Annotated in this window: 20 protein-coding genes; 7 read left to right on the forward strand and 13 right to left on the reverse strand. The window is 43.8% G+C overall.

Going from position 1 to position 22714, the window contains the following annotated elements:
- The first annotated feature begins 18 nt into the window (after nucleotides 1-18).
- Nucleotides 19-726, forward strand: a complete 708-nt coding sequence (locus FOT42_RS09875) for a hypothetical protein (RefSeq protein WP_192938362.1) — start codon at nucleotides 19-21, stop codon at nucleotides 724-726.
- 44 nt (nucleotides 727-770) lie between these two features.
- On the opposite strand, the gene FOT42_RS09880 is transcribed toward FOT42_RS09875, so the two are convergent.
- Entirely contained in the window at nucleotides 771-1616 is an 846-nt protein-coding gene (locus tag FOT42_RS09880) for a rolling circle replication-associated protein (RefSeq protein ID WP_151890405.1), read from the reverse strand.
- A gap of 324 nt (nucleotides 1617-1940) precedes the next feature.
- On the reverse strand, nucleotides 1941-2123 hold the full coding sequence (locus tag FOT42_RS18405) for a helix-turn-helix domain-containing protein (protein ID WP_262884008.1): 183 nt from the start codon (nucleotides 2121-2123) through the stop codon (nucleotides 1941-1943).
- 414 nt (nucleotides 2124-2537) lie between these two features.
- Between FOT42_RS18405 and FOT42_RS09890 the strand changes: the two genes are divergently transcribed.
- Complete coding sequence (locus tag FOT42_RS09890) at nucleotides 2538-3734, forward strand: IS256 family transposase (RefSeq protein ID WP_151890407.1); 1197 nt, start codon at nucleotides 2538-2540, stop codon at nucleotides 3732-3734.
- A gap of 380 nt (nucleotides 3735-4114) precedes the next feature.
- On the opposite strand, the gene FOT42_RS09895 is transcribed toward FOT42_RS09890, so the two are convergent.
- The 7 genes from FOT42_RS09895 to FOT42_RS09925 all read right to left on the reverse strand — a co-directional run bounded on the left by FOT42_RS09895 (nucleotide 4115) and on the right by FOT42_RS09925 (nucleotide 8452).
- Nucleotides 4115-4495 carry a RidA family protein gene (locus FOT42_RS09895; protein WP_151890408.1) on the reverse strand — a complete coding sequence of 127 codons (381 nt, stop codon included), beginning with the start codon at nucleotides 4493-4495 and terminating at the stop codon, nucleotides 4115-4117.
- On the reverse strand, nucleotides 4492-5022 hold the full coding sequence (locus FOT42_RS09900; RefSeq protein ID WP_151890409.1) for a cupin domain-containing protein: 531 nt from the start codon (nucleotides 5020-5022) through the stop codon (nucleotides 4492-4494). The genes FOT42_RS09895 and FOT42_RS09900 overlap by 4 nt, the downstream gene beginning before the upstream one ends.
- 114 nt (nucleotides 5023-5136) lie before the next feature.
- Nucleotides 5137-5592: a DoxX family protein gene (locus FOT42_RS09905; protein ID WP_151890410.1), complete on the reverse strand. Its 456-nt coding sequence runs from the start codon at nucleotides 5590-5592 to the stop codon at nucleotides 5137-5139.
- Between the two features lie 18 nt (nucleotides 5593-5610).
- The gene (locus FOT42_RS09910) at nucleotides 5611-6348 is read right to left on the reverse strand and encodes an SDR family oxidoreductase (RefSeq protein ID WP_151890411.1); all 738 of its coding nucleotides are present in this window, start codon (nucleotides 6346-6348) and stop codon (nucleotides 5611-5613) included.
- A gap of 8 nt (nucleotides 6349-6356) precedes the next feature.
- The gene (locus tag FOT42_RS09915) at nucleotides 6357-6764 is read right to left on the reverse strand and encodes a darcynin family protein (protein ID WP_151890412.1); all 408 of its coding nucleotides are present in this window, start codon (nucleotides 6762-6764) and stop codon (nucleotides 6357-6359) included.
- Between the two features lie 70 nt (nucleotides 6765-6834).
- The gene (locus FOT42_RS09920; protein ID WP_151890413.1) at nucleotides 6835-7410 is read right to left on the reverse strand and encodes a Crp/Fnr family transcriptional regulator; all 576 of its coding nucleotides are present in this window, start codon (nucleotides 7408-7410) and stop codon (nucleotides 6835-6837) included.
- 127 nt (nucleotides 7411-7537) lie between these two features.
- Nucleotides 7538-8452 carry a LysR family transcriptional regulator gene (locus FOT42_RS09925; RefSeq protein WP_151890414.1) on the reverse strand — a complete coding sequence of 305 codons (915 nt, stop codon included), beginning with the start codon at nucleotides 8450-8452 and terminating at the stop codon, nucleotides 7538-7540.
- Between the two features lie 81 nt (nucleotides 8453-8533).
- Between FOT42_RS09925 and FOT42_RS09930 the strand changes: the two genes are divergently transcribed.
- Nucleotides 8534-9154, forward strand: coding sequence for an NAD(P)H-dependent oxidoreductase (locus FOT42_RS09930; protein WP_151890415.1), 621 nt, complete (start codon nucleotides 8534-8536; stop codon nucleotides 9152-9154).
- A gap of 515 nt (nucleotides 9155-9669) precedes the next feature.
- Here the strand turns inward: FOT42_RS09930 and FOT42_RS09935 are convergent.
- Nucleotides 9670-10041 (reverse strand): hypothetical protein, encoded by a 372-nt coding sequence (locus tag FOT42_RS09935; protein WP_151890416.1) that lies wholly within the window; start codon nucleotides 10039-10041, stop codon nucleotides 9670-9672.
- A gap of 906 nt (nucleotides 10042-10947) precedes the next feature.
- Between FOT42_RS09935 and FOT42_RS09940 the strand changes: the two genes are divergently transcribed.
- The 3 genes from FOT42_RS09940 to FOT42_RS09950 all read left to right on the forward strand — a co-directional run bounded on the left by FOT42_RS09940 (nucleotide 10948) and on the right by FOT42_RS09950 (nucleotide 17982).
- On the forward strand, nucleotides 10948-13884 hold the full coding sequence (locus tag FOT42_RS09940; RefSeq protein WP_226789849.1) for a SusC/RagA family TonB-linked outer membrane protein: 2937 nt from the start codon (nucleotides 10948-10950) through the stop codon (nucleotides 13882-13884).
- A gap of 17 nt (nucleotides 13885-13901) precedes the next feature.
- Nucleotides 13902-15290, forward strand: coding sequence for a RagB/SusD family nutrient uptake outer membrane protein (locus FOT42_RS09945; protein ID WP_151890418.1), 1389 nt, complete (start codon nucleotides 13902-13904; stop codon nucleotides 15288-15290).
- Nucleotides 15291-15387: 97 nt separating this feature from the next.
- On the forward strand, nucleotides 15388-17982 hold the full coding sequence (locus tag FOT42_RS09950; protein ID WP_192938363.1) for an alpha/beta hydrolase family protein: 2595 nt from the start codon (nucleotides 15388-15390) through the stop codon (nucleotides 17980-17982).
- 76 nt (nucleotides 17983-18058) lie between these two features.
- Here FOT42_RS09950 and FOT42_RS09955 read toward each other — a convergent pair whose 3' ends face one another.
- On the reverse strand, nucleotides 18059-18331 hold the full coding sequence (locus FOT42_RS09955; protein ID WP_192938364.1) for a DUF6520 family protein: 273 nt from the start codon (nucleotides 18329-18331) through the stop codon (nucleotides 18059-18061).
- Nucleotides 18332-18425: 94 nt separating this feature from the next.
- The gene (locus FOT42_RS09960) at nucleotides 18426-20057 is read right to left on the reverse strand and encodes a MauE/DoxX family redox-associated membrane protein (protein WP_226789850.1); all 1632 of its coding nucleotides are present in this window, start codon (nucleotides 20055-20057) and stop codon (nucleotides 18426-18428) included.
- Nucleotides 20058-20567: 510 nt separating this feature from the next.
- Between FOT42_RS09960 and FOT42_RS09965 the strand changes: the two genes are divergently transcribed.
- Entirely contained in the window at nucleotides 20568-21392 is an 825-nt protein-coding gene (locus tag FOT42_RS09965; RefSeq protein WP_151890422.1) for an alpha/beta hydrolase, read from the forward strand.
- Between the two features lie 37 nt (nucleotides 21393-21429).
- Here FOT42_RS09965 and FOT42_RS09970 read toward each other — a convergent pair whose 3' ends face one another.
- Nucleotides 21430-22653, reverse strand: a complete 1224-nt coding sequence (locus FOT42_RS09970) for an Nramp family divalent metal transporter (RefSeq protein ID WP_151890423.1) — start codon at nucleotides 22651-22653, stop codon at nucleotides 21430-21432.
- Nucleotides 22654-22714: the final 61 nt, after the last annotated feature.

A 22714-nucleotide genomic window follows, 5' to 3' on the forward strand; every position in this document is an offset into this window, starting at 1 on the left:
CACATCATACCCAAATTTATGGGTAAAAGGCTATTTGAATCAAATCCAAGATACGGCATTCAAATTGACATAACAGGCAAGCATAGTAAAATACAAGACATCCCGAAAGAAGATTATATTTTTTGTTCAAACTGCGAAAATCGGTTTGCTAGGCTTGAACATTATTTTTCTTTAAAACTCAACAGTATTCATAATTACGCTAACGAAAAAGAAAAATTTAAAGTTTACTCTAATGGGGACAATAGCTTTTTGGAGTGTTTTAAGGTTTCCTATAACGCTTTAAAGCTTTTTAATTACACTTTGATTTGGAGAGCGAGTATATCGAATCATTTTTTATTTAAAAAATATAAACTTCCTAAATCTTATGAAGAAAAAATAAGGGAGGTTCTGGACATTAATTTATCAGTTTCGCAATCTGAGATATTGGAAAACCTAAATGAATTAAAAGATAGTACGGGATTGGACTCTTATTTTTTCAAGTGTAGGTTTAAAAATCAATATACCAGAGGATATTTTTCATGCTACCAAATAGGTGAAAATGCATTTGGACTTTTTTTGGTTGATTTTATAATTTACACATATACAGAAAAGGAAAGTATCCCAGAAGATTTTGAAATAATCTCAAAATTTCAAAAGGAGAACGCATTGATTGTAATGGCTAGTGTGGACAATTGGAGAAAAATAAATGACGCCTCAATAAAGAACTTTATGTTAAAGATAAAATAAGCACAGTATGATAGAGCAAGTTTTAATTGAAGGGTAAAAGCCAACTAAATTATTGCCCTGTTCTTCACATCCAACCTTTTGTACAAAGGCAACGTTTTCCTGTTCAAATCAATATTTTTAACCTTTAAAAAGGGCCGGTTCATGGTGTCCTTTACCTCAAATTCATTCCTGATGGCATTTAATTTTTCAAAATTTTCAACGTATTCATTGGTGGTGTAGAAATCGGTGTACAACTGGGAAACCCTTTTGGAGCAGTTCCAAACTTGACACTTAAATTTGGCCTTGTTCTTTGTCACATATTTGGTGATGTAAGATCCGATCCCTTTGATATTGTTGGTGTTTATCTGTTTAACGTCAAAGGCACTTGACGGCTTAAAATCCTTGTTCCGTGGGGTTATGCCGTTTTTCTTTTGCAGCGAAATCCAGTAGTTCCACCATTTTTCAATCTTCCAGTATTTATTGGTAATCAGGTGAAAATGGACATTGCCCTTAAACTCATCATTTTTGGTCTGGCGTTCGGCCACCCAGATATACTGAAAATCATCAAACCGCTTTTTGGCATTGTCCAGAAACTTCCTGAGCAGATCAACCGCTTGTTCATCGTCCACCTTGTTCAGAAAAGTAAGCGTGACAAAGCTGAACCGCTTGTAACACCTTGAAAAACAAGTTATTTTCTTTCTGATTTTTTGTTTGGAGTGCCTGGACAGTTGGCGCATTTTGGGTTGGCCGTTTTTCTTTTTGACGGTCTTTTCTTTGGCATCGGCTTTGTTTGGTTCTGGTTCTTTCTTTTTTCTTTGGAGCGAAGAACCCGAAAACTCTTCCTTGGGGACGACCCCGAACATTCTTACTGAAAATTCAACGCTTGTTCCGTATGTGTTTTTTACAATCATCTTGAAATCAAAAAATCTGAATCGTTGCGCATTTATTAAAACCATTTAAAGGTTATAGTATTAAAGGTTAATAGGAGTGCGCAAAAGGTTCTAAAGGTTAAAAAAAAGAAAATCAGGGTCGAGGTTTATTGGGGACGTATTGGCCACGCTTATAGCGTTTTAGGAAATCCCCAGAACGGCGTATATAGACGTTCATGTAAGCCCAATTTGGATGGCTCTTGTCCAAAAACTTTGCAAAGCTGTAAAGTCCGTGAACGTATGTCCATTTCTTGGGCTTTGTATCATTTTCAAAAAATACTACAACGGAGTAATCATTCTTGTTCTTTAACATGATGCCCCCCTTCCCGTTTTTAAGGTTCGGACTTCATTAAGGGCTTCCAAAACTTCCTGCTCTTTGTACAGCACCCTGTTCCCGATACGATGGGCTTTTACAATGCCTGTTTTAGTCCAGTCGTTCAGGGTAGGAAGTGAGATGCACAAAAGTTTTGCGGTCTCTTTTCTGGTCAAAAGGATATTTTGCGATTGAGGCGGATGGGAAGAAAGTTTTGAAAGTTTGGTTTCAAGAACTTCCTCAACGACTTGCCTTATGTCTGCAAGTTGTAGGGTTGTTAAAATCAATTTGTTCATTTTACGCTATTTTATTTGTTTGAATAGCGCAAATGTGAAGAGGGTGTTAGCGTGTGGTAACTATTGGGGTCGCCACAAGTTTATTTGAATTGGGATTCAATGTCTGTTTTTATCTTTTCAGAAATATCCGCAAGTTGTTGTGATTCAAACAGTTTTAAGACGGTCTGCATGTTTTTCTTTGTTCTGACCTCATTTTTACCCGCAGCAAGGACTATCTCATAAAGTGTGTAAATAGAAAATTAGCGGGGGCATGCCCCCGCTAATTTTTTGTCTAATTTTAAATATTTGCACATTATGAAGAAAGAAGAATTGTTCAACGACGATTTCCTGAAGCAGTTCAAATCGGGAGACGAGCTCAACGGTTTTCTCAAGGAACTCCAGAAACGCGGTATCGAGAAGATGCTGGAAGGGGAACTGGACGGCCACCTGGATTACGAGAGGCACCAGCGCTCGTCCAATGCCAATAAGCGCAACGGACACTCCAAAAAGAAAGTGAGGACCTCCTTCGGGGAGTCCGAGATATCCGTTCCCAGGGACAGGGATGCCAGTTTCAACCCCATGGTCGTCCCCAAACGGGGCAACATGGTGGACGGCATCGAGAACATCATCGTATCCCTGTACGCCAAGGGCATGTCGGTCAGCGACATAGAGGAGCAGATACGGGAGGCCTACGGCTTTGAGGTGTCCACTTCGACCATATCAAGGATCACCGAAAAAGTGGCGGACGACATTGTCGCATGGCAGAACCGCCCCTTGGAACCGGTCTATCTGATCGTATGGATGGACGGCATCGTCTTCAAGGTCAGGGAATCCTCCAAGGTGATCAACAAGACCGTCTACGTGGCCGTGGGCCTGCGAAGGGACGGTAAAAAAGAAGTGCTCGGCCTATGGCTGGGCAAGAACGAGTCGGCGGCCTTCTGGATGTCGGTGCTCACCGATATGAAGGCCCGTGGCACCGAGGACATCCTGATCACCGCCACCGACAACCTGAACGGGTTTACCGACACCATCAAAAACGTCTTCCCCGAGTCCAGGACCCAGATATGCGTGGTGCACCAGATACGCAATGCCTGTCGCTATGTGGTATGGAAGGACAGGAAGGCCTTCACCGCGGACATGAAGGGCATCTACAACGCACCCAACGAGAAAGCGGCAAAGGCCGCCCTGGGGGACTTCGCCAAAAAATGGGAGGGCAAGTACTCCTATGCCATAAAGAGCTGGAGGGACAACTGGGAGGACCTTACCGTGTTCTACGAGTTCCCCGTCGAGATAAGGAAGATCATATATACCACCAACCTTATAGAGAACCTGAACGGGAAGATCAGGAAGTACACCAAGAACAAACTCTCCTTCCCCACCGACGATGCGGTGATGAAATCCGTATATTTGGCCACAAGGGAGGCCACAAAGAAGTGGTCCATGCCCATCAGGAACTGGGGAATCATCCTGAACCAGTTCCTAACGATCTATGAAAAAAGGGTCAGACTCTAATAAAGTCCAACCCCCGTTATTTTCAACTTACACACTTATTGGGATAGTGTCCCGCAGCAACATAGGACAGGTATTTTCTTNAATCATCCTGAACCAGTTCCTAACGATCTATGAAAAAAGGGTCAGACTCTAATAAAGTCCAACCCCCGTTATTTTCAACTTACACACTTATTGGGATAGTGTCCCGCAGCAACATAGGACAGGTATTTTCTTGTATTTTCCTTATCCATTCCCAAAATCTCCCCCAGAACATTCCCAGACTTTGTGTTATCAAATTTGCTTAAATCCAACCCTAGATAATGTAAGGCAAGCATTTTTTCTTTGTGTGACAATAAACTTTTTGCTTTTGGTGTGGATTGCATAAACCACTACATGAAAAATTAATCCTTCAATGCGGTCATTTGAATTTCAATTTTCATTCGAGGGTCTGCCAAATTTGCAGAAATCATAGTTGCTGCAGGTCTTACCTTTCCTAAAAATTTTTGGAGTACCGGCCAGCATTTTTCAAAATCCGAAACTTTGGGCAGAATATAGGTTACCCTAACTACATCCTCCATTTTTGAGCCAGCTGCTTTTAAGGCCTCATCAATATTCATCATGCATTGCTCGGTCTGGAGCACGACGTCATCTTCAATTGTCATGGTCTTGTAATCAAAACCGGTCGTGCCTGAAACAAATACCCAATTTCCGGCTACCAACGCCCTTGAATAGCCTATTCTTTTCTCAAAGTCGGAACCTGAACTAATTAACGTTCTTTTCATATTACATCATTTTTTTCTTCAACAGGGATCATGTTCGATATATCTACAGGTAAACTATCGTATTTGTTATATAATTTTAAAAATTTATCCGGTTGTACAGGTTCTTCACTTAATGTTTCAAATAACCCCTTAAAAAAACCTTCCCGTTTTTGTGCCGGATTGAAAACCAAAGTCAATTTTGCGGTTTCCTCGGTATCGTTCCTAAAACCATGCGGTGTAAATCTGGGAACATAAGCAACCGTTCCAGGTTTTGCATGATGCTTTTTGTTTCCTATTTCCAAGGTTACCGTACCTTCATTGATTATAAAGGTTTCGTCCATGAATCGATGATAGTGCAATTTTGCGCCAATCGTTTCAGGAGATAAGGCGATTTCATAAACACCCAGCTGGTCATTGGACATTTCGCTGGTAACCTTGAACGCAACACTTATGTTGCCCATTTCATAGCGTTCTCCCCCATTGGGCTCTATTACTGTTGCCTCATCTTTCAACTTGTCTTCGAAATAACCTTCTCTATATGTTTTCATCGTTTTATTTTTATTTTAATCCTCTTTTGAATGAGGATATGCACTTAACAAAGAGTGCCGATTTCCAAGCTCTAACTGGTAAGCTTCGTTCACATAATGATTGGTTCCCACAATTCAATAAACTTTAATGGCTGACAAATAGGTCCAAACCATAAAAAGTAGTTGAAGGGGTATTCTGAACCAAAGGTAAGATGGTCCGTTTCCTTCAAATGTTCCATTTTGGTAGTCAATGTTATTGAATGCTGCATATATATTGGCCGGAAGAATCAGCAAGAAGAAAACAATCAATAACCACCCTATGATTACCCTGAAATTCGGAAGAAAAAGTCCAATGGCTCCTGCAATTTCAAGAATACCCGTTAGATAGACCATTTCAGTTTTGAAGGGTATAAAGCTGGGCAACATCATGGTCATACCTTTGGTAAATACAAAGTGGCCAAGAGCTGTAAATAGGAGCATTACAGACATTGCAATTCTACCCGACAAAGCGAATTCGTAATGTCCACGAAATATTTTAAAGGTCACAAACAAAACTACAAATACGCTGAGCAACACAAGCAATGGTTTCATAGGTCTCTGTTTTAAATTTTACAATCCGTTTTTCATTATTCTGTCCGAGAGTTTAGGGGAAAGTCTATTGATAAGTTTGAGCAATTTGGTTTTGCCTATATAGCTTTCAAGTTTATCAGACCTAAAGTTGTGCATAAATTCATCCACCAGTTGTTCTGGTGTCAGTTTCGATTTGCCACGCCCTTCGGTCATGGGTGTGTCGATCAAGGCAGGAATGATTTCGAAGACCTTGATATTGGTTTCTTCCAATTGATACCGTAAGGTCTTGCTGAAACTATGGATGGCCGATTTTGTCGCACAATAGACCGGTGCCGTTTTTTTGGGTGCAATAAAAAGACCACTGCCCACATTGATGACTGCACTGTTTTTGTTTCTCAGCAGTAAGGGCAACAACAAAGCCGTAAGTTTTATGGGCGCCGTTAGATTGGTGGAAATTTCGTAATCCACTTTGTACAACAGATTTTGTTCTTCGCTAAATTGATAGTTGTGCTGGACCGCCGCGTTGTTCACCAAAACATTGAGATCAAAATGGTTTTGTTCAATGAAAAACACCAGTTCATCCAAAGAATTCTTGTCCGTGAGGTCACCCGGAAAGCATTCAATAGTTGGGTAAAGTGCTTTTATCCGTTGTAACTTTTCTTTGTTACGTCCGGTGATTATCACCTTATTATCGAGATCCAAAAATCGCTTGGCCAAAGCAAAGCCTATCCCTGAAGACCCTCCCGTGATTAAAATGGTATTTCCTGTCGCTTTCATTTTGTTCCTTATTTCAATTTGTCGTTGAAATCTTCGAACAGGTTTTCCTGCCCCACAATTATGTCCTTGATCTCAAAATAGGGAGCACTATAAACTTTGGTGTCCCGTAGTAATTCGATCAACAGTTTGTATTCGTCCAAATTTGTGGTGGTTATCAGCATAAAATCCGAGACGGACGAATGGAAATATTCGCTGTCAAAAAAACGTACGTTCACCGTTTCGCCAACTCTTTGAACAATCGGCAACAGGTCCTTTTCAACAAAACTGCTCCGCTGATCTCTGGTCAATGAGAGCCAACAGGGTGTGGCGCTCATCAGCACCAAAATGGTGTAGGGTTTTTGTTCCATGGCATTTTTTGTGCGGGCATTTCCGGTAAGGGTCAAGGCCGCTAATAGAATTATAGTTAGTATCCTCATCCTGCAATATTTTCAGTGTTCAAAATTGCAATGCGGAAATAACAATTCCATTTACATAGGTTGATAAATGCTACTTACCTGTACGCCTTTTTCTGATGCGGCTTAATTGTGTGGGTGTGATTCCCAAATAAGAGGCGATGTGGTACTGCGGAATCTGTTGCTCTAATTGGGGGAAATCATTTTGGAAAATTTGATATCGTTTGTCCGCATCCAAGAGGACAATTTCAATTTCCCGTTGTTCTTTCTGCACAAAAAACTGTTCTGCCAATATTCTTGCGGCCCGTTCAATATCTGGACAGGTATCGTACAGTTTCTGTATTCCCGTAAAACTTGCCACCTGTAGTTTACAATCGGTGAGTGCCTGCTGTACAATTTGGTTGGGTCTACCCGTTATAAGAGAAGCGTAGCCGCCAATAAAGCAAGGCCCGATAAAAAAATGTTTGTTATATTCAATAGCTTCATCATTTCTGTAGAACCCCCGAAGTATACCATTTTCCAAAAACCCTATTTCCTTTGCCACCTGTCCGGCGTCAATAAAATTGTAGCCCTTTTTTAGCTCTTTCTGGATAAACAATGATTCCAATGTGTTCCAACTTTCCTTGGAAATGGGTGTAATGGAATTAAAAAATGCTTTTAAATTGCTCATTTTACCATTTTTTTGCTAGGTAATGTTGATATCGTTGAACCAATTTTATAAAACCCCAGGAGCACTGTTAAAGCAAACAAAATAGCAAATATGTAGCGAATATAAAATAGTGGAGGTTCTCAATAAACTACACTATTGGGGGTGATAAATTATTCTCGGGTTTCGTATGGTTTTTCATTTCATTGACGAACTGATCGATTTCCTGCAAGTTGCTGTTTTTTAGTTTATAGGAGTAGAAAAGTTCCTGTTCCACAGTTTTAGCCAATGCGATCGGCGCCTGAATCAAATTATTTTTCAATTCTTCGGTACAGAGGTGTTTGGGTACAATACTAAATCCCGAATTATTTTTCAGAACTTCTATGATGGCTTTATAAGAGGGTAAAATGTACCTTGGGATGATTTTAGGATTTGTACCAAAATTGATTTCCCAGAATTTCTTAAGGTCGGCTTGGTCATTGTCATAGGTAAACCATGTTTGCTTTTGTAACCATCCGATGCATTCTTTTGTATTCTTTTTAATTGTAGCTGGTATAGCAATGTCCGTGGAACTGATCAATTCAAGTGTTTCATTCTTTATATAATTAAATTGGTGGTCATAAACTCCATGCTTTTTAATACCGACCAACAACTGAATTTTATCTGCATCAAGAGCCTCAATAAGTTCCTTTTCACTTCCAAAGCATGCAACGATGTACATTTCAAAGGAATAGATTTTATCAATTAATTCTGTATTGAAAAAGTCCGTAGTGCAGCCTATGGTGATTGCGGAGCGCGCCTTCTTTGCGCGCTGACCGGAATAGTATTCTACCTTTTCCAATTGTTGCAACGGATTGTTGATTTGGGCATATAAAAATTTCCCATATTCCGTAGGGGCCAATTTTCGAGTGGTTCTTTCAAAAAGCTTTTTGCCAATATGGCCTTCCAGTGCGGTCAAATGTTTGCTGACCCCCGGTTGTGTCATATGTAATTTTTTTGAAGCTTCGGTAATGCTATTGCATTCATATATAGCACTGAATGTTCTCAACCACTCCAGATTAATCATAACTATAATTATTAATTAGTAAATAAAAATAATTAAAATTATTAATGCTCTGAATATATATTTGCTCAAAAGACGATAGTTATGACACAAACATTGGTACTTGGTTACACTCCAAGAAAAGGTTCTTACACAAAAATCCTAGTTGATGAATTTTTGGAACTGGCCAAGGCGAAAACAAAAATAAAATACTTGGATCTGGCGCAGAACCCCCCTGATCTTTTGCTGAAGGATAATCTGAATCTGATCATGGAATGGAATATGGGAAGAAGGGATTTTACGGATACTGAACTTTCAATCCTATCCAATCATCATAAACTCATTGCAGAAGTCCTGGATTCGGATAACATTGTATTGGCGTTTCCAATCTACAACTTTACCATGCCCGCAACGGTAAAGGCATGGATAGATGCCATTGTTGTGAGCGATAAGACTTTTTCCTTTAGCCCTGAAACAGGATTTAAAGGTCTGTGTACCGATAAAAAGGCTATGGCAATTGTGGTAAGTGGCTTTGATTATAAGTCCTCGGATGACATTAGGGAATATGCATCTTCTACCCTAAAACAAAACTTTGATTTCATTGGAATGGCTTCTGAACAGATTTCTGCCTTCGGGGTGGACCAAAATAGGGAACAATTGGATTCAATCCTGGAAAGCGCAAAATATGAAATAAAGCAAGTAATCGATAGTTGGTTTCAATTTTGAGGCCAACTTTTATATGTGGATAGTAAGGGACTAACACCACATTTAAATTTAGCACTTAAATAAAATATTGTTTAATGATTTTCATAAGGTTTTGTTGTCTTCAATTTTAATTATTCCTTTTAAGTTGAATGGATTTTAATGAGTTCATTGAATAATTTGTATCTTAATGGTGCTAAAGGAGAGCAAATTATCTCTCCGAAGTTCTTTCATGGTTTTGTTGTGCAATCAGGTGTGCAAAATTTGATAATTTCACGTAAAATGTTAAATAACAGTATGCTATGTGGGTTCAGCTAAGTCTGCCACCCCGAAGTGGCGACGCTAGACCCGAAGAGATTCTGAGTGAGGATTTAATATAAAGTTACTTGGCTGTCAGGATTCGTTCTTTAAGGGTGATGTCCATTACAATATTTAGTGTAATATTTTATATATATGACCTTTTTAAGAACCTCACCTGAAATGTTGAAAAGGAAATTGTATATCAATAAGTTAGGTCACAGTCTAAAAGGCTCCTTCTGCTATCTAGGAGCTTCCCCTTCCTTTGGCAGAAGTTTGGATATATCCCTTTTGGTGTGGTTCTTTATGGCCTCCCTTACCGCAACATTCATTACTGTTTCATATTCTGTACTTGTAATGTCAGCAGTGTTCAGTATATCTTCCAGTGTTAATTTCCTAGGGTCATGATAGCGAGTAATCATTGTTTCGTAACCCAATCCCAAAGCACTTCGAATACCTGTAACATATTCTTCGGGAATCTCCTTCATATGTTTTATATCCTTGGTTGCAAATCTGGATTTTAAGGTTCTTAATGCTTTTTCCAAGGTCCTTGGATTAACATTCAAATCTTCTTTTGCAACATTAGCTCCATGCTTTATCTTTTTCGATTTCATAACAGGGTTTATTTATTTAGCAAAAGTGATGCTACCTGTCTGAAAACCAACATAATATTACTAAATTGATAATAAATAATACTAAAATGATATTCAAATATTTGATTTATATATTTTATTTCGCTAGTATTGTGTTTTAAAATGCAACTAGTGTAGGGATTATTTTGTTTTTTATATTATAAATAGTCTCTGCCAACAACAAGGTATTGACAAAGAGTCTCGACTGCGAATTCCGACAATTTGTTTAACGGACGAGACGGTAGGTTAATGCCCGAGGTGATATTTTGTGTACATTCGTACCGCTATAGCACCGAGGGCCCTATCGTAATCCCGTTCCGTTGGCCGTCGGAAGCCCGCAGTGCGGTTGATAGGGCCTGCTATAGCATATTGCTCTATATACTGTGGAGGCTCGTTTTCAATTAATCGATATGAAAACGAGTTTTTTATTTTACAAAACCCTCTTAAGCAACATTTATGGATGTGGGTTCTTTTCACGTGGTCCATCGGTTGCTGAACGGCTGTACCCGATTAAACCTAAAAATCCAATCTAACCCTAAGACTATAGCTTTAGGACATACGCTCAATTTTTCAGGTTTACGATATCCATTGTCCCTTAGCTCACGCATACACTTTTGGGGTATCCGGCCCTAGTACATTTTCATAGTCTTTTTTAATTAAGGAACCCTATTTCCAACTGCATTTGGTACTTGGACGGGATGGTCTATGTCCGAACCTTGATGTCCCTCTCGGAGTTTTGGCTTTATGCTGACTTTTTGGACATTGAAATACAAACCAACGCTTTACTCAAACGAACTCTACATTATGAATAAATCACCAAAATGCATTTGCAGGACATCATGGTTCCTGCTACTATATATCTTTTTAGTGCCCTTTTTAACACACAAAATGCAGGCGGGCCATAGCTTGGAACCACCACAGGCCTCCGTTTCCGGCACCGTGACCGATACTTCGGGGAATCCCCTGGCCGGGGTGAACCTTGTGGTGGAGTCCAAGAATGTGGGCACCATATCCGCCTTGGACGGTTCCTTTTCTATCAATGCCGGTCCGGACGATGTGCTTGTCTTTTCCATGGTCGGCTTCAAGACCCTCTCCATGCCCATTTCGGGTAGGGACGAAATTACGGTCATGCTGGAGGAGGATGTGACCCAGTTGGGGGAAGTGGTGCTCAATGCGGGCTACTATACCGTTACCGAAAAGGAGCGCACGGGGAACATCAGTAAGGTGACAGCTTCCGAATTCGAAAAACAGCCTGTCTCCAATCCACTGGCCGCCCTACAGGGACGGATGCCAGGGGTAAGCGTCACCCAGACCTCTGGTCTCCCAGGGGCGGGTTTCAACATCCAGATCAGGGGACGGAACAGTATCGGTGCAGGAAACGACCCGCTCTATATTGTAGATGGGGTGCCCTTTGCATCCGATCCCATCAATTACTCCCAGACCTCGGGCATCCTTGGCGGGACCATCAGCCCGCTCAACGGTATCAACCCCGCGGATATAGAAAAGATCGAGGTGCTGAAGGATGCCGATGCCACCGCCATTTATGGATCCCGTGGCGCCAATGGGGTGGTACTGGTCACCACCAAAAATGGACGGTCGGGCAAGGCAGCGCTCAATATCCATCTCAATACCACTCTGGGCAGGGTCACCCGGTTCATGGACCTGTTGAGCACACCACAGTACTTGGAGATGAGAAGGGAGGCCTTTGCCAATGATGGCATTGGGGACTACCCCGCCAATGCCTATGATGTGAACGGGATTTGGGACCAGGACCGGTACACCGATTGGCAAAAGGAACTGATCGGGGGAACCGTGCACAGGACCATGGCACAGGCATCCGTATCGGGTGGCAGCAATGGCACCCGTTACCTGATGAGCGGGACTTACCAAAAGGAGAATACCGTATTTCCCAGTGAATCGGGATATCAAAAGGGAAGTGTATTGTTGAATCTCGACCATGCTTCGGAGGATGGACGTTTCAAACTCCACTTCTCTGGAAACTACGTTGTCGACCACAACAATCTCCCCGCAGCAGATCTTACCCGTATTTCAAGTAGCTTGGCACCCAATGCCCCTGCCCTTTATGACGAAGATGGGGAACTGAACTGGGCCGACAATACCTGGAACAATCCGCTTGCAGAGCTGGAGAGCCGTTTTTCCTCCAATTCCAAGACCCTGACCACAAATGGGACCGCTTCCTATGCTGTCCTCAAAGGAGTCACTGCCAAGTTGAACTTGGGGTACACTGATGCAAGGATGGATGACAGCAGGGTCCTGCCCTCAACAAGATACAACCCCGCCTTTGGTGCGGATAGCAGATATTCCTCGGTCTACAAGGGGACTTCGTCCCGTACCTCATGGATCGTGGAGCCCCAATTGCAATGGCAAGGGGATATGGGCCCGTTACAACTGGATGTATTGTTGGGAAGTACTTTCCAACAGCAAAATCAGCAGCAATTGGGGCTTTATGCCCAAGGGTTTCCAAGCAATGAACTCTTGGGCGACATATCAGCGGCCACCACCCTGAACGTCAATTTGGATTCTGGGACGGAGTACAGGTACCAGGCCATTTTTGGCAGGATCAACCTGAACTACCGAAAAAAATATATCCTTAACCTAACTGCCAGACGGGACGGTTCTTCCCGGTTTGGTCCAGGAAACCAGTTTGCCAACTTTGGGGCCATTGGGGCCGCCTGGCTGTTCTCGGAGGAGAATTTTATTAAAGAGGCCCTTCCGGTAATCAGCTATGGTAAATTGAGGGGAAGCTACGGCACCACGGGGAACGATCAGATAGGGGACTATCAATTTTGGGAGACCTATAGCTTGGGGGGCACCAATTATGATGGGGTCAGTGTCCTACGTCCTACCCGTCTGTTCAATCCCGATTTTGGATGGGAGCGCAATGATAAATTGGAGGTCGGTCTGGAATTCGGTCTATGGAAGGACCGCATCCTGCTGGCGGGCAATTATTATCGCAACCGATCCTCCAATCAACTGGTGGGCATTCCCATGCCGGGAACTACGGGATACACCAGTCTTCAGGCCAATTTGGATGCCATTGTCCAGAACAATGGAGTGGAGCTGGAAGTCACTTCCCGTTTGGTACATACCCCAAGGGTAAAGTGGCAGCTCTCCCTGAACCTGAGTCTTCCCGAGAACAAATTGATTTCCTTTCCGGGACTGGAGGCCTCTACCTACGCCAATAGTCTTGTGGTGGGAAAATCCCTTGGGATACGTAAACTGTATTACAGTACGGGTGTGGACCCCACCACAGGAGTGTATCAATTTAGGGACTATGATGGGGACGGTGTCATTTCATCGCCCAACGACCAACAATGGACAGTGGATATGGATCCTGATCTTTATGGGGGTTTGGCCAACAATATCAGCATTGGCCGATTTGAATTGGATTTTCTGTTCCAGTTCACCAAACAGCAGCAATGGAACTATCTCTACAATGGCGGTTTCCCTAGTTCGATGATGAACCAGCCAGTGGATGTTCTGGATCGATGGAGGCAGGCAGGAGAAAGTGCGACGTTACAACGGTATACCACGGGCAACAATGCTGATGCCGTATCTGCCTTTTACCGATACAGTAGCAGTAACAGGGCTGTGTCCGATGGTTCCTTTGTCCGATTGAAAACGGCCTCGATCAGTTATCAGGTCCCTTCCAAGTTGACCAAGGGCATGGACTGTAGGGTCTATCTCCAGGGACAGAACCTATGGACATGGACCTCCTATAGGTGGGGCGATCCCGAATTCATCGGGGTGGGCCGGTTGCCCCCGCTACGGCAGATCACATTGGGCGCACAACTTACTTTCTAACTCAAAATAGCATTCAGATGAAAATACAACGAACAATATATCACCTTTATCTTTTGGTGTGGTCATTGCTGATATCGGGCTGCACGGATTTTGTGGAAACGGACCTGCCACCCTCCCAATTGACGGGCGAGGCCGTATTTACCGATAGGGCAACGGCAACGGCTGCCTTGGCGAACATCTACGCCGGACTGCGAAGTCAGACCCTGATCACGGGTGGTTCCCGGGGCATTGGCAATCTTCTGGGACATTACGCGGACGAGCTGGATCATTATGGTGACGGCATTGGGACCATCTACAATTTCAACATCCATTCCGTATTGGCGACTGAACCGGAGCTGGCTACGTTATGGAATAACAGTTACAACCTGATCTATGCCTGCAATTCCATTTTGGAAGGCTTGGAAGATAGCACTGCGCTTACCGAATTGGATAGGCAACAACTACAGGGAGAAGCCCTTTTTCTAAGGGGTTTCATCCATTTTTACCTGTCCCAACTTTTTGGGGACATACCCTATGTGACCCGAACGGACTATCGCGGGAATGCCCAGGTCGGTAAATTGGGAAGCTCTGAGATCTACGAACTATTGGTGTCGGATCTGGAAAGGGCCATTGATCTGCTCCCTGAAACGTATGTGACACCGGATAGGGTCAGGGTGAACCGATATGCGGCCATGGCCTTTTTGGCCAGGGCGGCCCTATATTCTGGTGATTGGGAAAGGGCACTGACCCTTTCAAATGATGTACTGGACAGGACAGATCTTTATTCGTGGGAGGAAGACCTGGACCACGTTTTTTTGAAAGGCAGCAAGGGTACCTTATGGCAGCTGAAACCAGTATCGTCCGAAGGGAATACCCTGGAGGCCCAGACCTTTGTTTTTGAATCGGGACCCCCTATCAACCAAGGTGCCCTTACCCAATCCTTTATGGACGGGTTCGCTCCCGGAGACCAACGGGCCGTTCATTGGACCAGAGACATAGCAAATGGTACCACGGTTTGGCACCATCCCTATAAATACAAGGCCAATGCCCCTACTGGAAGCTCCGTGGAGTACTCAGTGGTATTGCGATTGGGGGAACTTTATTTGATCAGGGCGGAGGCCAGGATGCAATCGGGAGATCTCGATGGGGCCATGGCGGACCTGAACAAGGTCCGTGGCCGTGCAGTCCTTTCGGATCTGGAAGGTCTCGATAGGATGGGTGTGGAGGCTGCCCTTATTCAGGAAAGAAGATATGAGCTCTTTACGGAGTTCGGCCATCGTTGGTTCGATCTGAAACGCTTTCAAAAGGCCGGTGAGGTACTTGGACCGCTAAAGCCCAACTGGCGGGAGTACCATCTGCTGTTCCCCATGCCACAATCAGAGCTTTTGGCCAATCCAAACCTAAATCCCCAAAACGATGGTTACTAGAGTCCATGGAAAAAATAGGGAAGTCCCACTTTACTTGGAAAGGATACAGGGGATGACAAAGATAAACCGCGAGGTTTTGTTTTCATTTATTTTATTGATGTTAGCAACCTGCCCCTTATGGGGGCAGGTAACCTCGAAAAAGTCCCTGACCCCAAAAGACTACCACCGGTGGAGTACCCTTTTCCTACCACAAATTTCCGATGATGGCCAATGGGCCTCGTACACCAAGCAGTACGATTATGGGGAGGATACCCTTTTTATCCGATCTACGAAAGGAGATGCCCAGTATGTCCATCCGGGCGGGGGACAATTGGAATTTACACCGGATGGCATTAAAGCGGTCATATCCAAGGAAGGGGCATTACAATTACAGAATCTCGGCAATGGGGATGTAGAGGACATTGGCCCCATATTGGGCCATGAAATGGTATTGAATGGCACGTGGCTCCTGATAAAAAAAATGGGAGCAGAAAACAGCGGATATAACCTTGAATTCAGGTCTCTGAAAACAGGAATGACATTCAATCTAATGGGAGTGGATTCCCATTTGATTTCCCCTAAGGGAGACAAGCTCCTTTATATCACAAAGGAAAAAGGAACATATGCACTTCAACTTTTGGATTTGGGACCCAGTAAATGGGAACCCGTTGAATTACGGGAATCCGTATTTCCCTTTCAACGACTGGTTTGGGGGCCTTCGGGCAATAGTGTTGCATTCCTTCAGAAGGATGGTGAAACCAATGAAGGCCTGGGACTTTATTTCCTTATCATTGGTTCCAAAATGAATTGGTTCCGGTTGGATGGCGAGCAATCCTTCGGTAAGGTGGAACTGCAATTGGCCAATTACCGTTTGCTGGTTGCCCCCGACGATTCCAAGGTCTTGTTTGGTTTGGAACCCCAAAAGGGCACCCCGGAATCCAAAGTGCTAACCAATGGCGAAATAGTGGAACTCTGGCATGCCCAGGACCCATTGATTTATCCACGGAGACAACTGTTGAGGCTGTTCCAGGACAAAACTCGTGTCTGGGCATGGTGGCCTAGGACCCAGAAAACATCGCAACTATCGACACCGGAGCATCCCAACGCAATTCCCCTTCCAGGGTTTGACCATGCACTTGTCTATAACCCATGGGACAACGAGCCACAATTTAAACGGGATGCCGATATGGACTTTTACCTAAAGGAACTGGCCACTGGAAAACAACAACTGTTGCAAGAAAAGCTGCCCTATTGGGGCAAGTACGTGGGCATGTCCGAAGACGGGAACTACCTCAAGTATTTCAAGAATGGGGATTGGTGGGTATACCATGTTAAAAAGGGAATCCATGTCAACCTCACGGAAAACCTGCAAACGGATTGGTCTTTTTTGGATTATGGGCGGAAGGAGGATGAAGTGCCCTATGGCAGTCCAGGATGGGACAAGGAAGGGAACATGATTTTGGTCTATGACCGATATGACATTTGGCAGATTTCGCCTGATGGCAAACGACACAAACGGCTGACTCGGGGAAAGGAAAAAAGCATACAATATCGGATCGATAGGAATGCCTCCTTCGAACATGACAACACACATTATTTTTCCAATTTTATGGACGGTATTTTTGATGGAGGAGAAGGGTTGATCTTGAAAGGGTCTGGGGATGACCTGGGTTCCGGTTATTTTTTTTGGAACAAGAAAAAGGGTCTGCAGACCTTGGTATACAAACCAAAGCGGATATATGGATTGAAAAAGGCAAAGGATACCCAGGATTATATGTATTTGGAGGAGACCTTTGAAGAGCCGACCCGACTGGTTCACTTAAAAATGGGGCAAAACCCCAAGACCTTGGCAGACCCCAATGCCTTTCAATCGAAATATGAATGGGGCAGGTCTTCATTGATCGGTTATAAGAACAAGGAGGGTGAAGAAATCGAGGGGGTATTGGTGTATCCTGCAGGGTATGAACCAGGGAAAAAGTATCCGATGGTGGTACATATATATGAGCAACAAAGGTACAGGTTGCACAGATCAGTAATTCCTACAGAGTATATTAAGGCCGATTATTTAAATCCATCTGTCTTTGCGGCCGAGGGATATTTTGTTCTTTACCCAGATATAGATTATGAGATAGGAAAACCGGGGGAGAGTGCCTTGGCCTGTGTGCTGTCTTCGGTTAATAAGGTGGTTGATATGGGTCTCGCCGACCCTGAAAGGATTGGCTTGTATGGGGCATCTTTTGGAGGATTTGAGACCACCTATATCATTTCCCAAACGGACATTTTTGCAACGGCCATTGCGGGGGTTGCGATTACCGATCTGGTCAGTAGTTATCTTTCCATTGGTGAGGCGAGGGGACTTGATGAGGCATGGCGGTACGAGCACCATCAATTACGGATGGGCGATAGTTTTAAGGATAACTTTCAAAATTTTATCGAGAACTCGCCGGTTTACCAAGCTCATTCCATCAACACACCATTGTTGGGATGGGTAGGCAAGGATGATCGCAATGTGCATTGGACACAGAGTGTGGAACTCTATTTGGCATTGAGGCGTTTGAAGAAGGACCATGTGCTTTTGGTCTATCCCGGGGAAAAGCATGCGATTCGAGACATAGAAAAACAAAAGGACCTGACCCGCCGAATCAAAGAATGGATGGACCATTATTTAAAGGGCCATCGTAAAAAGGAGTGGATGGTCAAAGAACAACAATAAAGAGAGGGCACAGAAAGGGAGCACCGATATATCGGTGCTCCCCCTACTACGCAGATAAATACCAATTCGCAGTTGTTCAATCCCTATAGAGATTCACACTACAACTGGTCACATCCTTTTCATCTGCCAATCCAAAGGCCTCTTGTCCTTGGTAGGTGCAAATATTGGGCAAAACAGTCGTTTCACATTGTTGCCCGGTTTTTTGACAAGGCTGTCCAGGCCCCATGGGGATATATGCATCCACAAGGGCGGAACTGCTTTCAGTCTTTGCCTGTGTGGCAAAGGCGGCCGCCACGGCAAAAACGATTGCTATAGCGGGCATGATTGTTTTAAAAAGGTTTTTTCTCATAATAATAGAATTTAAAATTAAGACCCATGCTTTTGTTCAGCTCCACCAACAAGGTGATAGGCCTTGGACCTTGAGGTGGAGCATCCGGATATCTTTATCCGGCACTTTGGGCCTTTTGTCCCATTAGCGCCGGTTTTTCTGGCTGATCCTGCATTATTGCAAGTGTATCGTTTTGGGCATTTGCCCTTATGTTATCAAAAGGCGGCCCTTGCAGTTTATAGGTGACCAAGGTCTGGTCAAAGATCCCGATGAAATTTCCCTCGGAGACCAAAAAATCCTTTAGGGGTTCGCCCCGTATATGGTGCACATAAAAACTGAGGACATAACTTAAGTCCATTAGATCGTAAACGTCTATGACCGAAGCCCTGTTCCACATAAATTCGGATTCGTTCCTGCCCAGGAGATTTCCTTGGACAAAGAGAAGGCCGTTGCCGACCGCAGCCCTTTTGTTGACGATCAAGGGAGGGGCCGCCATTTTTCGTTGATTGCTCTTTTGAAGCGTGGCCACCTTTATTTGGGGAAAACGGATGGTATCGATGGTCCGACCATAGCGTGTTGTTTGCAATAGGGTATCGGCCAAAATGATCTTGTTGTGATAGTAATGGACATATACCACTTGGTTCGATACTAGGTCGTGTAGCAACACCCCATCGGTATCAAAGACCCCGTCCACCTGTTTTTGTAGAAGGTCGGGCTTCAACGACAATGGAATGCTATCCCCCAACCGGACCAACCCAAGTTCATTTTCGTTGTTTTGGGTACTGCGAGCCCGTATAGCGAAGGAGTTGGGGGACAGGGGTACTGCCAATGAGAAATAGGCTTCGCCCCTTAATATGGGATTGGCGGTCCAAGTATCGGTACTGCCCCTGAATATGATGGGTACCGTACCGTCCATGAAATAGAAATAGGGAGGGTGTACAATGGTCTTGATGGACCGAAAACCTATATTTTGATAGGGGATCTTCATTTGGAGGTGTAGTGTGTCACTTAATGTAGTATCAGTGACCACCATATGGAGCGGGGAAGTGGGATTGGCCAAAAATATCCTGCCTTGGCCTGCCCCCGCCAAATAATAGGAATTGAAGCCCAGATCCAGTTCATGGGTGCGTTTTATGGGGTGGTGGGGATAACGGCGGGTGAAATTGTTCCGATGGTGGACCATATCCTCGCTCCATAGAAACAGGCCTGTGACCATGGCCATACTTCCCAACGTAAGTATTCCCAACACTACAAGCAGTTTACCAGTCAATTTTTTTGGTTCCGAAGGATGGTTCCACTGTTGGTTTTGGTTTCTCCTGTAGCTGCCCTTTGGGTTCAATAAAAGGATGCCAATCAGTGCCGAAAGCACAAAAACGAGATTGAAGACCAAATGTTCGGTCCATCCCAAATCCTCCAGGACACCACCACAGGAGCAGGGGATGAAGTCGGTAAAGTTCAGGATAATGACAATATAGGCAGTGAACATGACCATTAGGGAAAAGGCAGCATTCAGCGCCCAAAACCGTAGCCGTGGAACAAAGAGCATTCCTGCCACGATGAGTTCCGAAAGGGGGACCGTCCAGGCCACCCAATCCGCATGGGCGGTAAGAAGGGGGGATTGGGCCAGTTGAATGCGAAAACTTTCAAAATCCAACAGTTTGCTGACAGCGGCATAAGCAAAAAGGATGATGTACAACAGACATATGACCTCCACAATGATCCTGCTATGTTTTGCGCTCCATTTCATTTTATTTGTAACCATTTGATTTACAATGATAAAATTAAAGAGGTTTATGGATCTGTAAGGGATTACTTTGGATCTGAGAAGGATTATTTGTTGCCTGAGAGGGAGTATTTTCGCTTTTTTTCTTAAAAAAATGTGAAATTCTTTGCGTTTTTACATCGATGATTAAAAATATGGGAGTTTATCACCTAGAACTTTAGTCCTTAATCAATTCAAATAATGATGAAAAATTATAGGGAGGAATCACCCCTGGGGTATTGACGGTCGAAGCACCTTTCAATGAGAGGCAAAATAAATTTGGTTTTCCAAAATTGATTCATCAAAGGTGGTCCGGCCTACGCAATAAAATCACAAATAATAGATATTTTGGAACAACCATTGAATAGATTGTTATTTGGAAAATGAAAAGATCGGGAATTTTATTTTTTAGCCTATATTGGATTGCTTTAAAGTAAAACTGTATATATCGATAACAGTTTCTTTTGTGATTATTTCCTACCATTCCTATTTAGTATGAGAAAAGCTATCAAGCACATTTTTCAAATTTTATTGGCTTTTAGCAGTCTGAACACTTACAGCTCCAAGGTGGATACAGTAAGTACCTATAGTCCATCGATGGGTAAATCCATAAAGGCAGTGGTGATAACGCCCGATTCCTATGCTTCGGACAAAAAGTATCCTGTGGTTTATTTGTTGCATGGATATTCAGGTAACTATGCCGACTGGATAAGGCGGTCTCCATCAATAAATCAGTATGCCGATCAGTATGATGTGATCATTGTATGCCCAGATGGCAATTACTCCAGTTGGTACTTGGACAGCCCCATGAAACCAGAAAGCAAGTACGAAACTTATATTGCCAAGGAACTTGTTTCCTGGGTGGACCAAAATTATAGCACGCTTGCCGATAGGTCCGGCCGGGCCATTACCGGGCTGAGCATGGGGGGACATGGTGCCCTGTCCTTGGCCATAAAACATCAGGATGTGTATAGCATTGCTGGCAGCATGAGCGGAGGGGTTGACATTAGGCCCTTTCCGGGCAATTGGGAGATTTCACAACTTTTGGGGTCTATCGAGGATTTTCCGGACAGGTGGAAATCGCATAGTGTCGTGGAATTGGCCCAATCCCATGCAATGGATTCTTTGGAAATCATCATGACATGTGGTTCCGAAGATTTTTTCTTTGGGGTGAACAATGACCTGCACCAAATCCTACTGGAAAAGAAGGTGCCCCATACCTACATTTCGGCCCCAGGGGGACATACTTGGGATTTTTGGGTGTACTCCATTGGTCTTGAGATGGATTTTATCCACGAGAAGTTCCAGGAAAGGCATTGATTTCTTCTGTACAGTAATCTTTGATGTAAGATACGGCTCAGTTCACCAAATTGATGAAATTACCTATGGCAAGCCCAATGATCAGGAGCAGGCCCAACGCGCCCCAGATCTTTGTGATGGGCGAATTGACATTCTGCCCCATGATGACCTTGTCGTTTCCGATCAAGTACATGGTGATGCCAATGAAAGGGACCAAGAATATGGTAATGCTCTGGGCAAATACAATCAGTTCCAAGGGAAGGCTTCCAAAGACCAGGGCAATGATGGACCCCGCAATCATGACCATGGAGATGAACACCTTTACCATTTTGTGGTTTAGGTCGCTATTGTACCCTAGCGTGTCCCCAAGAAGGGACCCACCCAATACGGCATTCCCTATCAGTGAGGAAAACGACCCTCCAAACAGACCGATCAAGAACAGGAACGAGGAGTGGTCCCCAAGGAGGGGTTCAAGTGCTTTCCCCATATCACTGGCAGAGGTCACCTTAATGCCTTGGGGATGGAGCACGTTTGCCGCGCAGATCATAACGGCGGCACTCATTACCCCTAAAATAATGATACCTATTCGACTGCTCAGTCTTTCCGTTCCATCAGCAGCATTGGTTTTGGACAATTTTTTTCTTTCCTGTACAAGATAGGACTGGTAAAAGGCGCCAACGAGCGAAAAACAAGAAGCGATAAAAGCAACGATGAGACCTATGGAGCCTTCGGGAGCAGTGGGCACCAGACCCTTCATTACCTCCAAAAAGTTGGGCCGTATCAAAATGGCGGTGGTCAAAAAGGACAAAAGCATCAAAATGACCAAGGCTATCATTATTTTTTCCAAGACCTTATAAAAGGACTTGAAGAACAAGAGCAGTATTCCAATAATATTGAAGACCACGATCCATAGCTTCGGATTGGAGCCAGACGCCTCTGCTATGGAGATGGCCACGCCGGTAGAGTTGCCCGCCTGAAAGGAAATGGCCACCAAGAATATGCCTAGACCTATCAAAATAGAAACGGGTCTGCCAAATTTATTCTTGATCAACGTCAACAGCGTTTCTTTGTTTTGCGCCCCTATTCTTGCGCCCATGGTGGTGAAGACCATCATAAAGAATATGGCCACTACAATGACCCATAGCAGATCGTTGTTGTAATCTGCGCCCATTTTGGATGTTATGGTCATCTTGCTGGGGCCAAATACAAGGGCAGCGGTGATGATGCCTGGGCCTAAAATGAGCAGCCAATTTCTGCTGGGGGATTTTCTCTGTGTGGACATGATGTGTGGGTTAGATAGGTTTTTTGTTTTTGGATGGGTTATAAACCTCGATTTAAATATT

This window comes from Flagellimonas hadalis (assembly GCF_007785775.2).
In the GTDB taxonomy this organism is placed as follows: Bacteria; Bacteroidota; Bacteroidia; order Flavobacteriales; family Flavobacteriaceae; genus Flagellimonas; species Flagellimonas hadalis.